At 65.0% G+C, this 15,118-nt stretch carries 10 protein-coding genes; 8 read left to right on the top strand and 2 right to left on the bottom strand.

Going from position 1 to position 15,118, the window contains the following annotated elements:
- The 8 genes from rbbA (at position 1) to O3298_RS06050 (ending at position 12,362) form a co-directional block, all read left to right on the top strand.
- Positions 1-2,745, top strand: a complete 2,745-nt coding sequence (gene rbbA / locus O3298_RS06085) for a ribosome-associated ATPase/putative transporter RbbA (protein ID WP_305058759.1) — start codon at positions 1-3, stop codon at positions 2,743-2,745.
- Between the two features lies 1 nt (position 2,746).
- On the top strand, positions 2,747-3,871 hold the full coding sequence (locus O3298_RS06080; RefSeq protein WP_099666483.1) for an ABC transporter permease: 1,125 nt from the start codon (positions 2,747-2,749) through the stop codon (positions 3,869-3,871).
- Positions 3,872-3,918: 47 nt separating this feature from the next.
- Positions 3,919-6,183: a DUF3141 domain-containing protein gene (locus O3298_RS06075; protein ID WP_305058758.1), complete on the top strand. Its 2,265-nt coding sequence runs from the start codon at positions 3,919-3,921 to the stop codon at positions 6,181-6,183.
- Positions 6,184-6,192: 9 nt separating this feature from the next.
- A complete protein-coding gene (locus O3298_RS06070) occupies positions 6,193-7,608 on the top strand; it encodes a bifunctional enoyl-CoA hydratase/phosphate acetyltransferase (RefSeq protein WP_305057402.1) in 1,416 nt (471 codons plus the stop codon).
- Positions 7,605-8,822, top strand: a complete 1,218-nt coding sequence (locus O3298_RS06065; protein ID WP_305058757.1) for an acetate/propionate family kinase — start codon at positions 7,605-7,607, stop codon at positions 8,820-8,822. Before O3298_RS06070 ends, O3298_RS06065 begins: the two co-directional genes overlap by 4 nt.
- Before the next feature lie 215 nt (positions 8,823-9,037).
- Positions 9,038-9,514 carry a hypothetical protein gene (locus O3298_RS06060; protein ID WP_305058756.1) on the top strand — a complete coding sequence of 159 codons (477 nt, stop codon included), beginning with the start codon at positions 9,038-9,040 and terminating at the stop codon, positions 9,512-9,514.
- A 164-nt stretch (positions 9,515-9,678) separates the two neighbouring features.
- Positions 9,679-11,988 (top strand): M43 family zinc metalloprotease, encoded by a 2,310-nt coding sequence (locus tag O3298_RS06055; RefSeq protein WP_305058755.1) that lies wholly within the window; start codon positions 9,679-9,681, stop codon positions 11,986-11,988.
- Between the two features lie 35 nt (positions 11,989-12,023).
- Positions 12,024-12,362 carry a hypothetical protein gene (locus tag O3298_RS06050; protein ID WP_305058754.1) on the top strand — a complete coding sequence of 113 codons (339 nt, stop codon included), beginning with the start codon at positions 12,024-12,026 and terminating at the stop codon, positions 12,360-12,362.
- Here O3298_RS06050 and O3298_RS06045 read toward each other — a convergent pair.
- Positions 12,359-12,547 carry a helix-turn-helix transcriptional regulator gene (locus tag O3298_RS06045; RefSeq protein ID WP_251350242.1) on the bottom strand — a complete coding sequence of 63 codons (189 nt, stop codon included), beginning with the start codon at positions 12,545-12,547 and terminating at the stop codon, positions 12,359-12,361. The two genes, O3298_RS06050 and O3298_RS06045, sit on opposite strands and share 4 nt — an antisense overlap.
- A 199-nt stretch (positions 12,548-12,746) precedes the next feature.
- The gene (gene parC / locus O3298_RS06040; RefSeq protein ID WP_099401637.1) at positions 12,747-15,101 is read right to left on the bottom strand and encodes a DNA topoisomerase IV subunit A; all 2,355 of its coding nucleotides are present in this window, start codon (positions 15,099-15,101) and stop codon (positions 12,747-12,749) included.
- Positions 15,102-15,118: the final 17 nt, after the last annotated feature.

Raw genomic sequence — 15,118 nt, 5'->3', positions numbered from 1 at the left:
ATGGACGTGAACTCCTTTGTCGTCCGCATCAAGGGCGTCAGCCAGCATTACGGCAAGACGGTGGCGCTCGACGCCATCGACCTGGACGTGCCGGCCGGCCGCATGGTGGGCTTGATCGGACCCGATGGCGTGGGCAAATCGAGCCTGCTGTCGCTGGTGGCCGGCGCGCGCGCCGTGCAGCAGGGCAGCGTGATGGCGCTGGGCGGCGACATGCGCGATGCGCGCCACCGCGACGACGTCTGTCCCCGTATCGCCTACATGCCGCAAGGTCTGGGCAAGAATCTGTATCCGACCCTGTCGGTCGAGGAAAATCTGCAGTTTTTCGCGCGCCTGTTCGGCCATGACGCTGCGGAACGCCGGCGCCGCATCGACCAGCTGACCCGCAGCACGGGTTTGCAGCCCTTCCTGGCGCGCCCGGCGGGCAAGCTGTCGGGCGGCATGAAGCAGAAGCTAGGCCTGTGCTGCGCGTTGATCCATGATCCCGACCTGCTCATTCTCGATGAACCGACCACCGGCGTCGATCCGCTGGCGCGGGCCCAGTTCTGGGACCTGATCGCCGGCATCCGCGAGCAGCGCCCGCAAATGAGCGTGATGGTGGCCACCGCCTACATGGACGAGGCGCAGCGCTTCGATTGGCTCGTGGCCATGGACGACGGCAAGGTGCTCGATACGGGCACGCCGGCCGAACTGTTGGCGCGCACGGACAGCGGCAACCTGGAAGCGGCCTTCATCAAGCTGCTGCCCGACGCCAAGCGCGCCGGCCACCAGCCCGTGGTAATCACGCCGCTGGATGCGGCCAGCGCGCAGGACGTGGCCATCGAGGCCAAAGATCTGACCATGCGCTTCGGCGATTTCACGGCCGTCGACCATGTGAATTTCCGCATCGGCCGCGGCGAGATTTTCGGCTTTCTGGGATCGAACGGTTGCGGCAAGTCGACCACCATGAAGATGCTCACGGGCCTCTTGCCGGCGACGGAAGGCAAGGCCTGGCTGTTCGGCAAGGAGGTCGATTCCAACGATATCGACACGCGCCGCAGGGTCGGCTACATGTCGCAGGCCTTCTCTCTGTACAGCGAACTGACGGTGCGCCAGAACCTGGTGCTGCACGCGCGCCTGTTCCACGTCCCGGAAGCTGAAATCGCTGCACGCATCGACGAGATGGCGCAGCGTTTCGACTTGCGCGCAGTGATGGACGACTTGCCCGACAGTCTGCCGCTGGGCATACGCCAGCGGCTGTCGCTGGCCGTGGCCATGGTGCACAAGCCGGAAATGCTGATCCTCGACGAGCCGACGTCCGGCGTCGACCCCATCGCGCGCGACAATTTCTGGCGTCTGATGATAGAGCTGGCGCGGCGCGACCGCGTCACCATTTTCATTTCCACCCACTTCATGAACGAGGCCGAGCGCTGCGACCGCATCTCGCTGATGCATGCGGGGAAAGTGCTGGTCAGCGATGCGCCGGCCGAACTGGTGCGCAAGAAGGGCGCGCCATCGCTGGAAGCGGCCTTCATCGCCTACCTGGAAGAGGCGGGCGGCGGCACGGCGCCGGCGGCGCAGGAAAGCGAGGCGCCCGCGCAGGAAGCGGCAGTGCAGGCACCCACGCCGCAGCACCGGCGCAGCCGTTTCAGCCTGGGCCGCATGCTCAGCTACATGTGGCGCGAGACGCTGGAACTGCGCCGCGACCCCGTACGCCTGACCTTGGCGCTGGGCGGTTCTGTGCTGCTGCTGTTCGTCATCGGCTTCGGCATCAGCCTGGACGTCGAAGACCTCAGTTATGCGGTACTTGACCACGACCAGACGACTTTGAGCCAGAATTACACGAACAACCTGGCCGGCTCGCGCTACTTCATCGAACGCCCGCCCTTGCGCGACTATGCCGATATCGACAAGCGCATGCGCAGCGGAGAACTGTCGCTGGCCATAGAAATTCCGCCCGGCTTTGCGCGCGACGTGCAGCGCGGCGCGCCAGCCCAGGTAGGCGCGTGGATCGACGGCGCCATGCCGATGCGCGCCGAGACCGTGCAGGGCTACGTGCAGGGCATGCATCAGCTGTGGCTGGCCGACCAGGCCTTGCACCGCTATGGCATCACGATGAACAACCCCGTCGCCATCCAGACGCGCTACCGCTACAACCCGGACGTGAAAAGCTTGCCGGCCATGGTGCCGGCCGTGATTCCGCTGCTGCTGCTGATGCTGCCGGCCATGCTGGCGGCGCTGTCCGTGGTGCGCGAGAAGGAACTGGGTTCCATCATCAATCTGTACGTGACGCCCGTCACGCGTCTGGAATTCTTGCTAGGCAAGCAGGTGCCGTACGTGGCGCTGGCCATGCTCAATTTCATCCTCATGGCGCTGTTGGCAGTCACGGCCTTCGGCGTGCCGATCAAGGGCAGCCTGCCGACCCTGATCGGCGCCACCTTCATCTTCAATATCTGCGCCACCGGCATCGGCCTGTTCGCTTCGACCTTTACGCGCAGCCAGATCGCGGCCCTGTTCGTGACCATGATCGGCACCATGATCCCGGCCATCCAGTTTTCCGGCCTGCTCAATCCCGTCTCGTCGATGGAAGGCGTGGGCAAGGCCATCGGCCTGATGTACCCAGCCACGCACATGCTCAATATCAGCCGGGGTGTGTTCAACAAGGCGCTGGGCTTTGGCGACCTGCACGCCTCGTTCTGGCCATTGATCATCGCCATTCCCGTGATCCTCGGCGTGACGGTGGCGCTGCTGAAGAAACAGGAGAGCTGATATGCGGCATCTTGAAAATATCTACCGCCTGGGCGTGAAGGAAATCTGGAGCCTGATCCGCGACCCCATGATGCTGATCCTGATTCTCTACACGTTCACTTTGGCCATCTACGTGGCCGCCACGGCCAAGCCGGAAACGCTGCACATGGCCTCGATCGCCATCGTCGACGAGGATGGCTCGCCCCTGTCCGGGCGCATCGCCTCGGCCTTCTTTCCGCCCCAGTTCACGCCGCCGGCCATGATCAACCAGAGCCAGGTCGATGCGGGCCTGGACGCGGGCCAGTACACCTTCGTGCTGACGATACCGCCCAAGCTGCAGGCCGACGTGCTGGGCGGGCGCCAGGCGGAATTGCAGCTGAACGTGGATGCGACGCGCATGAGCCAGGCCTTCAGCGGCAGCGGCTATATCCAGCAGATTGTCGCCGGCGAAGTGGCCGAATTCGCCAAACGCTATCGGGGCGCGACGGTCTCGCCGGTGGAACTGGTGATGCGCGCGCGCTTCAATCCGTCGTTGAGCCAGGCGTGGTTTGGCTCGCTGATGGAAATCATCAACCAGGTGACGATGCTGTCGATCATCCTCACGGGCGCGGCCCTGATCCGCGAACGCGAACACGGCACCATCGAGCATCTGCTGGTGATGCCCGTGACGCCGGCCGAAATCATGCTGGGCAAGGTCTGGTCGATGGGCCTGGTGGTGCTGCTGGCCGCCGCCCTGTCGCTGAACCTGGTGGTGCGCGGCATGCTGCATGTGCCCATCGAAGGCTCGATCGCGCTGTTCCTGTGCGGCGCGGCGCTGCACCTGTTTGCCACCACGTCGATGGGTATTTTCCTCGCCACCGTGGCGCGCAGCATGCCGCAGTTCGGCATGCTGCTGATCCTCGTGCTGCTGCCGCTGCAGATGCTGTCGGGCGGAAGCACGCCGCGCGAAAGCATGCCCCAGTTGGTGCAAAACATCATGCTGATCGCCCCGACCACGCATTTCGTCGAATTGAGCCAGGCGATTTTGTACCGGGGCGCCGGCATCGACGTAGTCTGGAAGCCGTTCCTGGCCCTGCTGGCCATCGGCACGGCCCTGTTTACCTTCGCGCTGGCGCGCTTTCGCAAGACCATCAGCCAGATGGCGTAGCCCCCGCGCCGGAATGGTCCGGCGTTTTTTGCATGAAAAGGATAGCCATGAAGATCGAAGCTGCACCATTTTTCTCCACCGGCGGCTTGCCGTCGCTGGGCGTGCTGGGCGACTATGCGCGCGATTCGTGGCAGCGCATCGTACTGTACGCGGACGTGATGCGCCGGCGCGGCAACCAGTACCTGGAGCACATGGCCGAGGAAGTGCCGAACGTGCTGGACTTCCCCGCCGAACTGGTGATGTCCGGCCTGGAGCTGGCGCGCCCCGTCAACTACGGCCTGGCGCGCATATTGACGCCCGATGCGCCGGAACCCGATCCGTCGAAGCGGCCCTTCGTCGTCGTCGACCCGCGCGCGGGACACGGTCCCGGCATCGGCGGCTTCAAGGCGGAAAGCGAAATCGGTGTGGCCCTGCGCGCCGGCCACCCGTGCTACTTCATTGGCTTCCTGCCCGATCCCGTGCCGGGACAGACGGTGGAAGACGTGATGCACGCCGAGGCGGCCTTCCTGGAAAAAGTCATCGCCCTGCATCCGCTCAGCGAGGGCAAGCCCGTCGTTATCGGCAATTGCCAGGCGGGCTGGCAAATCCTCATGACGGCGGCCATGCGCCCGGAACTGTTCGGCCCCATTATCGTGGCCGGCGCGCCCGTGTCGTACTGGGCCGGCTGGCATGGCCGCAATCCGATGCGCTACGCGGGCGGCCTGATGGGCGGCAGCTGGGCCACGGCCCTGGCGGGCGACCTGGGCAACGGCCGCTTCGACGGCGCCAGCCTGGTGCAGAATTTCGAGAAGCTCAACCCGGCCAACACCCTGTGGAGCAAGCAGTACAACCTGTATGCAAACATCGACACGGAAGCGCCCCGTTACCTGGAATTTGAAAAATACTGGGGCGGCCACGTCTTCCTGAACGACGTCGAGATGCAGTACATCGTCGACAATCTGTTCATCGGCAACCGCCTGGCTACGGCGGAGTTGATCACGTCCGATGGCGTGCGCCTGGACTTGCGCAATATCCGTTCGCCCATCGTCGTCTTTTGCTCGAACGGCGACAACATCACGCCACCGCCGCAGGCGCTGGGCTGGATCACGGACCTGTACCGCGATGACAAGGATGTGCTGCTGCACGACCAGACCATCGTGTATGCCGTGCATGACAGCATCGGCCACCTGGGCATCTTCGTCTCGGCCAAGGTGGGGCACAAGGAACACCAGAAATTCGCCAGCAATATCGACCTGATCAACCTGCTGCCGGCCGGTATCTACGAAGCGAGGATCGTCGACAAGACGCCCGACACGCCGAACGCGGACCTGGCCAGCGGCGACTATGTGCTGCAGGTCGAGCACCGCGGCATCGAGGATGTGCGCGCCATCGTGCAGCCAAGCGTGGAAAACGACCGCAAGTTCGCCGCCGCTGCGCGCGTGTCCGAAGTGAACCTGGCCTTGTACCGCACGTTTGCGCAGCCGTGGGTCCGCGCCATGGTCACGCCGCAGTCGGCGCGCTTCCTGCAGCTCGCGCATCCGCTGCGCGTGTCTTACGAACGCTGGACGGACCATAATCCGCTGGCCAGGCTGGTGGCCAAGGAGGCGGAAAAAGTACGCGCCCATCGCCAGCCGGTGGCGCCCGACAACCCGCTGTTGGCCATGCAGGAAGCCATCTCCGGCGCCATCACGGCCGGCTTGAACGGCTGGCGCGACTGGCGCGACACGGTGCAGGAAACCACCTTCGACCTGGTGTACGGCTCGCCCCTGGTGCAGGCGCTGACTGGACAAGCCATCGGCGACACGACGCCGCCGCGTCCCCATCCCGGCATCTCGCCCGAGCATTGCGAATACGTGCGCTGCGAAACGCGCAAGATGGACGAGGACATGCAGCGGGGCGGCCTGGTGGAAGCGGCCGTGCGCGCGCTGTTTTACATCTACCGCTTCCGCATGATCGCCGACGAGCGCAGGGTCAACCTGGCCCTGAAATTGATCAAGCCGCAGTACCGGCAGGATGTCAACATGGAGGAATTCCGCGGCATCGTGCGCCAGCAGGCGCGCTTGATGCTGCATGATTTCGATGCCGCCATCGCCGCCTTGCCGGTCCTGCTGTCGCGCGCCAGCCCGGACGACATCGGCGCGCTGTCCGAATGGCTGCAGCAAGTGCTGCAAGTGCCCGAAGCGCCGACGCCGGACGAGGAAGCGAGCCTGCAGCAGATGCAAGACGTCTTCGAGCGCGCGATCAAGGCGCAAGCGAAGGCGTTGCCGTCGGACGCGCGCTCATCCCCTGCCGGGCCAAAAGCCAAGCCGGCCAAACACATTACCCCTGTATAGAAGACCACGATGACTACTACCCAAGACGATGACTTGAATATCGTACGTAACCGCACCTTCGACCAGATCGCCATCGGCGACAGCGCCAGCATCACGCGCACCCTGAGCATGGACGATATCGCCCTGTTCGCGGTGATGTCGGGCGATGACAACCCGCAGCACCTCGATGCCGAATTTGCCGCTGCCAGCCGCTACCAGGGCGTGATCGCCCACGGCATGTGGGGTGCTGCCCTCATTTCCGCCGTGCTGGGCACGCGCCTGCCCGGCGCCGGCACCGTCTACACGGGCCAGACCCTGCGCTTCCTGCAGCCCGTGCGCGTGGGCGATACGCTGGCCATCAGCGTCACCGTCACGGCCCTCGATCCGCGCAGCCGCCACGTGACCCTGGCGTGCCGCTGCGTCAACCAGCATGGCGCCGTGGTGCTCGACGGCGAGGCGCAGGTGATCGCGCCCGCCGAGCAGATCGAACGGCAGCGCGCCACCCTGCCCGAGGTACGCCTGCATAACGGCGACGGCACGCGGCGCCTGCTGGAACACGCGCGCACCCTGGGTCCGATCAGGGTGGCCGTGATCCACCCTTGCGATGAACTGAGCCTGTCCGGCGCGCTCGACGCGCATGCGGCCGGCCTGATCACGCCCGTGCTGGTGGCGCCGCGCGCGCGCCTGGAGGCGGTGGCGCTGGAGGCGGGCCTGAGCCTGGCCGGCATCGCCATCGAGGACGTCGAGCATAGCCATGCGGCCGCCGCGCGCGGTGCCGAACTGGCGGGCAAGGGCGAAGTCGAGGCGCTGATGAAGGGCAGCCTGCACACGGATGAACTGATGTCGGCCGTGCTGGCCGCCAGCGCGGGCCTGCGCACCAAGCGCCGCATCAGCCACTGCTTCCTGATGCAGACACCCGCGTATCCGCGTCCTTTCATCATCACGGACGCGGCCATCAATATCGCGCCCAACCTGGCCATGAAGGCCGACATCGTGCGCAACGCCATCGACCTGGCGCACGTGATCGGCGTGGCAAGGCCGCGCGTGGCCATCCTGGCCGCCGTGGAAACGGTGAACGCGGACATGCCCGCCACGCTCGATGCCGCCGCCCTGTGCAAGATGGCTGACCGTGGGCAGATCACGGGGGCGATCCTTGACGGCCCGCTGGCTTTTGACAACGCGGTCTCGATCGCCGCCGCCACCGTCAAGGGCATCGTCTCCGAGGTGGCGGGCCGCGCCGATATCTTGCTGGTGCCCGACCTGGAAAGCGGCAACATGCTGGCCAAGCAGCTCGAATACATGGGCGACGCGGACAGCGCCGGCATCGTGCTGGGCGCGAAAATTCCCGTCATCCTGACCAGCCGCGCCGACTCGCGCGCCAGCCGCATCGCCTCGTGCGCCATCGCCGTGATGTTGGCCAACCATTACCGGAGCACGCCGCCATGAACGCAGCAGTCCAACATGCCGATGGCACCCTGATCCTGGTGCTCAATTGCGGCTCGTCGAGCATCAAGTTCGCCCTGTTCGAGCAAGCGGGCGGCGTGCTGCCGCAGCAGGCGCAATGGAGCGGCAAGGTCGAAGGCATCGGCCGCGAAAACGCCACTTACCGCGCTGGCGGACTGCCGGCAGTCGCCTTGCAGCTGGACCCGGAGCAGCCCCATCACGCGGCCCTCGAATATATCCGCGCGCAAGTGGTGGCGCAGCTGGACGGGCGTTCCTTGCGCGCCGTGGCGCACCGCGTGGTGCATGGCGGCAGCAAGTATTTCGCCCCCGTGCGCATCGACTTCACCGTGCTGGCGGACCTGAAAAGCTTTGTGCCGCTCGCGCCCCTGCACCAGCCGTTCGCGCTGGAGGCGATCGAGGTGCTGCTCGAATCGCGTCCCGACATCGCCCAGGTGGCGTGCTTCGACACGGCCTTCCACCACACGGTGCCGCAGGTCGAGCAAATGCTGGCCCTGCCGTACGATGCGTGGGAGCGGGGTTTGCGCCGCTACGGCTTCCACGGCCTGTCGTATGAATACCAGTCGCTGGTGCTGGAGCAGCGCTTCGGCGCTGCCGCGCGCGGCAAGGTCATCGTGGCCCACCTGGGCAGCGGCGCCAGCCTGTGCGCCATGGAGAATTTGCACAGCGTGGCCACCACCATGGGCTTTTCCGCGCTCGATGGCCTGATGATGGGCACGCGCTGCGGTTCGCTCGATCCGGGTGCCGTCATCTACCTGATGGAAATCGAAAAACTGTCGCTGGAAAAGGTGGCGCACGTGCTGTACCACGAATCGGGCTTGCTGGGCGTGTCGGGCGTGTCGGCCGATCCGCCGGTCTTGCTGGCGCAGCAGGACCGCCAGGATGCAACCGGCGAGCGCATCCGAGCCGCGCTGGCTTTATATATCCGCCGCATCGTGCGCGAGATCGGCGCCCTGACGGCCGTGCTGGGCGGGCTGGACATGCTGGTGTTTACGGCCGGTATCGGCGAGCACAGCGCCGAGCTGCGCCAGCGCATTTGCGCCGAGCTGGGTTTTATTGGCCCCGTGCTCGATGCGGAGGCGAACGCGCGCAATGCCAGCCGTATTTCCAGCGATGCCAGCCGCATCGTGGTGGGCGTGGAGCCGGCCAATGAGGAGTGGGTGGCGGCGCGCCACGCGGCATTGGCCGTGTGCGCATGAGGTCCTGAACGCCGGCAGCGTGCTCAATGGGAAATTTGCCGAAATGCACATATTTCCCGTTGAGTGCGCTAACGCACTGTGTGGTTTGCCCGTTATCTTTACTATGAAGTCATGCCATTGCGCTACATCAAGAAACAGCGCGATGCCTGGCAAATTTTGAACATTTTGCCCGCCTTTAGTAAGAATAAAATTAAACCATATTGAAAGGTCTCATCATGAACAAATTACTCGCCACCCTGATCGCTACCCTGTTTGCTACCGCCGCCATCGCGCAAACGTCGCCGGTTACCCCAGCCGTTGCCAGCGCCCAGGCGTCTGCGCAGCATGACATCAACAAGGCTGCCAACAAGGAATCCAAAGTCGATGCCAAGGCTGACGCGAATGTCGCCAAGGCAGAAATGAAGGCCGACGAAAAGAAAGCCGACGCCCAGCACAAGGCGAACAAAACCAAGGCCAAGGCCCACGATAAAGTGGCCGATGCCGATCCGGAAGACAAGATGAAGGCGCAAGCCAAGGCTGACAAGGCTGCCGCCAAGGCCGATGCGAAAGCGGGCAAAACCGCCGTGAAAGCTGATGCCAAGGTCGCCAAGGAAAAAGTGGAAGCGAACGCCGACAAAGCCATCGCCGCCACCAAGACGGAAGAAGTGAAGGCCAAGGCCGACGCTGAAGTCAAGGCCGCCGCCGCCAAGTAATCCACCGTTTGCGGGCCGCGGCCCGCAAGCCCCAAAGACAGCTTCGGCTGTCTTTTTTTCGTCCAGCACTTTTCCCTGGCGTCGCTTGTCAGTCTTGATCTGGCGCAAATGCTCCTCTTTTCGCCGTGCCATAGTGATCTGGCAAACAGACGAAGGGAGACATCATGAGCACCGCTAAAACGAAAAAAACACCGGCCACCGGTTCGGCTGAAGGCATGTCCGCCATGTCTTCCATGCAGGCGATGCCGGTCGAGGGCGACATGCAGGCCGATGCTGATGCGACGGGCGGCGACGCTATGCCGGGGCCGCGCCTGGGCGTGTCGTATGCCGACCAGACGGCGCTCGCCCAGGGCGTGGCCGCCGTGGATGCCGGCGCCATGCCGGGCGGCGGCATGCAGCAGGCGCCGCAAGGCATGGCGGGCACCAGCTGCATGCAGATTGGTGGCGGCGGCATGGGCGGCGATGGTGGCGGTGGCAACGGTGGCGACGGGGGGCAGGGTGGCGGTACGCCGCAGACGCGCACCTGCGCCACGATGGACGTGCATCGCCGCCTGCTGACCGAAGATCCATCCTATGCGAACGTGCGCGCCGATATAGAAAACCTGGCCGGACTCTACGAGGGCGACAGCAGCATTGCCGGACGTTCCGGTGTGACGCAGATACCGGTGGTGGTGCACGTGGTGTGGAATACGGCCGCGCAGAATATTTCGGATGCGCAGATCGCCAGCCAGATCGATGTCCTCAATCGCGACTTTCGGCGCGTCAACCCGGATGTGAACAGCACGCCGGCGCCATTTTTGCCCCTGACGGCCGATGCGCGCGTCGAGTTTGCGCTGGCCACGACCGATCCGCATGGCGCGGCGACCAGCGGCATCGAGCGGCGCCAGACGACGGTCGCCTCGTTTGGCGCGGACGATGCCGTCAAGTCGCAGGCGACGGGCGGCATGGATGCCTGGCCGGCCGACAGCTACCTGAATATCTGGGTGTGCCAGCTCGGTGGCGGCTTGCTGGGCTACGCGCAGTTCCCCGGCGGCCCGGCCGCCACCGACGGCGTGGTGATCCTGCAATCGGCGTTTGGCACGAGCGGCACGGCGGCACCGCCGTTCCACCTGGGACGCACGGCCACGCATGAAATCGGCCACTGGCTGAACCTGAACCATATCTGGGGCGACGACGGCACCGGGTGCTCGGGCACGGACAACGTGGCCGATACGCCGAACCAGGGCGGGCCGAACACGGGCCAGCCTTCGTTCCCCCACGTTTCCTGCAGCAATGGTCCGAATGGCGACATGTTCATGAACTATATGGATTACGTCGACGATCCCGCCATGTTCATGTTCACGGCGGGCCAGGTGGCGCGCATGCAGGCCTGTCTCGATGGTCCGCGCGCCAGTATCGGCACAGGAGGCACGGGGGCAGGCGCCACGCCGCGCCAGAGTTCTTCTCCCGTCGTGGCCTGGGGGGCGAACCGCCTCGACGTCTTCGTGCTGGGTACGGACCGCGCGCTGTACCACAAGGCCTGGAATGGCTCGGCCTGGGCGCCGTCCGTCACAGGCTATGAAGGGCAGGGAGGCATCTGTACCAGTGCGCCGCAGGTGGTGTCGTGGGCGTCGAACCGGCTCGACGTGTTCGTCACGGGCACCGACAGCGGCTTGTTCCACAAATGGTGGAACGGCACGGCGTGGGGACCGTCCCTGACCGGCTATGAAGCCATGGGCGGCTTGTGCGTGGGCGACCCGCGCGCCGTGGCCTGGGGCCCGAACCGTCTCGACGTGTTTGTCGTCGGCACGGACCGCGGCCTGTATCACAAGTGGTGGAATGGCGCCGCCTGGGGGCCGTCGCTGACGGGTTACGAAGCCATGGGCGGCATCTGTCTGGGGCAGCCGGAAGCCGTGGCGTGGGGGGCGAACCGCCTTGATGTCTTCGTCATCGGCACGGACCGGGCCCTGTACCACAAGTGGTGGAACGGCACGGCCTGGGGACCGTCGCTGACGGGCTATGAACGCCTGGGCGGCATCTGCACCTCTTCGCCGAAGGCGGTGGCGTGGGGACCGAACCGCCTCGACGTGTTTGTCACGGGTACCGATGGCGCGCTGTACCACAAGTGGTGGGATGGCGCGAAATGGGGGCCTTCCAACGATGGTTTTGAACGACTGGGCGGCATTTGCGTGGGCGAAGTGGAAGCCGTGTCGTGGGCGCCCAACCGGCTCGACCTGTTCGTCATCGGCACGGACAGCGCGCTGTACCACAAGGCATGGAACGGCAGCGCCTGGAGTCCGTCGCTGACGGGATTTGAAAACCTAGGCGGCATCTGCACCTCGCGTCCGCGCGCCACGGCCTGGGCGCCGAACCGCCTCGACGTATTTGTCACGGGCACGAATGGCGCCCTGTTCCACAAGGCGTGGAACGGGGCGGCCTGGTCGCCCTCCGTGAGCGGCTATGAAAGTCTGGGCGGCGTGGTATCGTGTTTCTGACGTCAATGTGTTAAACGGGAGGCGGCATGCACGGCATGACGATGGCTTTGCCCAGCGGTAGCTGGACGCATTCCTTCGAGGAGGATGCAGACGGTGTCGAGGTGTACCGGCCCACGACCACGTTCGCCTTTCCGCCCAGCCGCAAGGGGCGCAAGGTGCTCGAGTTTGGGGCGCCCGCCGGCGCCATGGCGCAAGGCGAGATGACGGTGACGTCCATGGCGCCCGGCCCCGATGACCGGCCCCGCGCCAGCCCCGTTGCCCGGCTGCACCCCCTGGGCATGGGACGCTATGCGCTCAGTGACGCCGCCGGGACGCAGGAGGTGATCGACATCGTCGAAGCGACGCCCGACGTGCTGCGCCTGTCGCGGCGTTAAGGCGTGCCGCGCAGCTTACAGGCGAGCGCCGTGCGGTTGCCCACGCCCAGCTTCTGGTAAATCGCATGCAACTGGTTGCGCACGGTGGCCGGCGACTTGCCCAGTTCCCTGGCGATGCTTTTATAGGGCAAGCCTTCGGCCGCCATGGCCGCCACCAGCCGTTCGGCCGGGGTCAGGCGCTGCATGGAATCCTGCCTGAAACGTTGTTTGTCATCCTTGTTCTCCTGTCCGTGTGCGGCATGTCGGGGGCATGCCTGCAGGGATAACGGGAACGCGGGACGTATCTGTAAAATTATTTGTACAACTATTTTCCCTGCGGCCGCTACGGGGCGATGGGCGAAAAAAAGACAGGCGAACCTGTCTTTTCGTATGGCTTGATGGCGATCAGCCGATGGCTGCCATGGATACCGGTTTCAGCTTGGCCGCCAGCGCCTTGCCCTTCTTCGCGCGCTTGCCGAAGTGTTCGGCCAGGGCCGTGGCGCCCAGCGACGCATCCTGCGGTTTCGATGCCCGGCCGATGCCCGAGACCACCACGCCGCGCTGGGTGATCGGCTGCACGGCCAGCAGCTTGTCCTTGGCATCGAGGTCGATCAGCTTGACGCCGGTGCCGCCCTTGGACAGGGTTTTCATTTCATCGAGGCCGAACACCAGCAGGCGCGCGCCTTCCGTCAGGCAGGCCAGGGCGCTGGCCGCCTCGGGAATGACTTTCGGCGCCAGAGGCACGTCGCCGTCGTCCAGGGTGATGAAGGCCTTGCCACCTTTCAGGCGGCTCGTCATGTCACCCGCCTTGGCGATGAAGCCGTAGCCGGCGCTCGACGCCAGCAGCAAGTTGGTGGCGCCATTGCCCGCAAAGTAATGGAGGATGCGCACGGCGTTGCCGGGCGTGCCGCCGCTCAGGTCACACAAGGTCGTGATCGGCACGCCGTCGCCGCGTGCGTTGGGTAGCGCCGATACGGGAACCGAGTAAATCTTGCCGTTGTTGCCAAAGCCCAGCAGGGTGTCGACCGTGCGGCATTCGAAGGCGCCATGCAGGCTGTCGCCCGCCTTGAACGTGAACTGCGCCGCATCGTGGCCGATGCCGGTGCGCGCGCGCACCCAGCCTTTTTCCGAGATGATGACGGTGACGGGTTCATCGACCACCTTCTGTTCGGCCACGGCTTTCTGCGCTTCTTCGATCAGGGTGCGGCGCGCATCGCCGAACTGCTTGGCGTCCGCTTCGATCTCGCGGATGACGGCGCGCTTCATCGAGCCCGGGTTGTCGAGCAGGTCTTGCAGCGACTTTTCTTCCTTGCGCAGCTCGGCCAGTTCCTGCTGGATCTTGATCGTTTCCAGGCGCGCCAGTTGGCGCAAGCGGATTTCCAGGATGTCGTCGGCCTGGCGTTCGGACAGCTTGAACGCCTCGATCAGGGCCGCCTTCGGTTCATCCGAATTGCGGATGATCTGGATCACCTTGTCGATATTGAGCAGGATCGCTTCGCGTCCTTCCAGGATATGGATGCGGTCCTTGACCTTGCCCAGTTTGTAGCCGGTGCGGCGCGTAACGGTCTCGAAGCGGAAGTCGATCCACTCGCGCAGGATGTCGCCCAGCCCTTTCTGGCGCGGACGGCCATCGCCGCCGATCATCACCAGGTTGATCGAGGTCGACGATTCCAGCGACGTATGCGCCAGCAGCATCAGCATGAACTCCGTCTGGTCCTGGTTCTTCGATTTCGGCTCGAACACGAGGCGCACGGGCGCGGCGCGGCCCGATTCGTCGCGGATGGTGTCGAGCGAATTGAGGATCAGCGCCTTCAGGGCCACCTGGTCCGGCGACAGCGCCTTCTTGCCCAGCTTGATCTTCGGATTCGTCAGTTCCTCGATTTCTTCCAGCACCTTTTGCGACGAGGTGCCCGGCGGCAGCTCCGTCACGACGGCTTGCCACTGGCCGCGCGCCAGTTCTTCGATCTTCCAGCGCGCGCGCACCTTCATGCTGCCACGACCGCTCGCGTACATGTCCTGGATTTGCGAGGGCGGCGTGATGATCTGGCCGCCGCCGGGGAAGTCCGGGCCAGGAATGATGGCCATCAGCTCGGCGTGCGTCATCTTCGGATCGCGGATCATGGCGACAGCTGCCTTCGCCACTTCCGCCAGGTTGTGCGACGGGATTTCCGTCGCCAAGCCCACGGCGATGCCGGAGGCGCCGTTGAGCAGCACCATCGGTAGGCGCGCCGGCAGCAGCTTCGGTTCTTCCGTCGAGCCGTCGTAGTTGGGCTGGAAGTCCACCGTGCCCATGCCGATTTCATCCATCAGCAGCTTGGCGATCGGCGTCAGGCGCGCTTCCGTGTAACGCATGGCCGCGGCGCCGTCGCCATCGCGCGAGCCGAAGTTGCCCTGGCCATCGATCAGCGGGTAGCGCAGCGAGAAATCCTGCGCCATGCGCACCAGCGCGTCGTACACGGACTGGTCGCCGTGCGGATGCAATTTACCCAGCACGTCGCCGACCACGGCCGCCGATTTGCGCGGCTTCGCGGTGGAGTTCAAGCCCAGCTCATTCATCGCATACAGGATGCGGCGCTGCACGGGCTTCTGTCCGTCGCACACGTCGGGCAGGGCGCGGCCCTTGACGACGGAGATGGCGTAATCGAGATAGGCGCGCTCGGCGAAGGTGGACAGGGTCAGCGCTTCGCCGTCGAATACCGGTTCATCCGGCTCGATCGGCTCGGGCTGGGCATCGTCAAATAAATTGGTTTGTGTGGACATGGCGCTTGTTTCGGTGT

Origin of the sequence: Janthinobacterium sp. SUN137, from assembly GCF_030587265.1 — a bacterium.
In the GTDB taxonomy this organism is placed as follows: domain Bacteria; phylum Pseudomonadota; class Gammaproteobacteria; order Burkholderiales; family Burkholderiaceae_D; genus Janthinobacterium; species Janthinobacterium kumbetense.
This window is presented reverse-complemented; position numbering and strand designations above follow the sequence as displayed.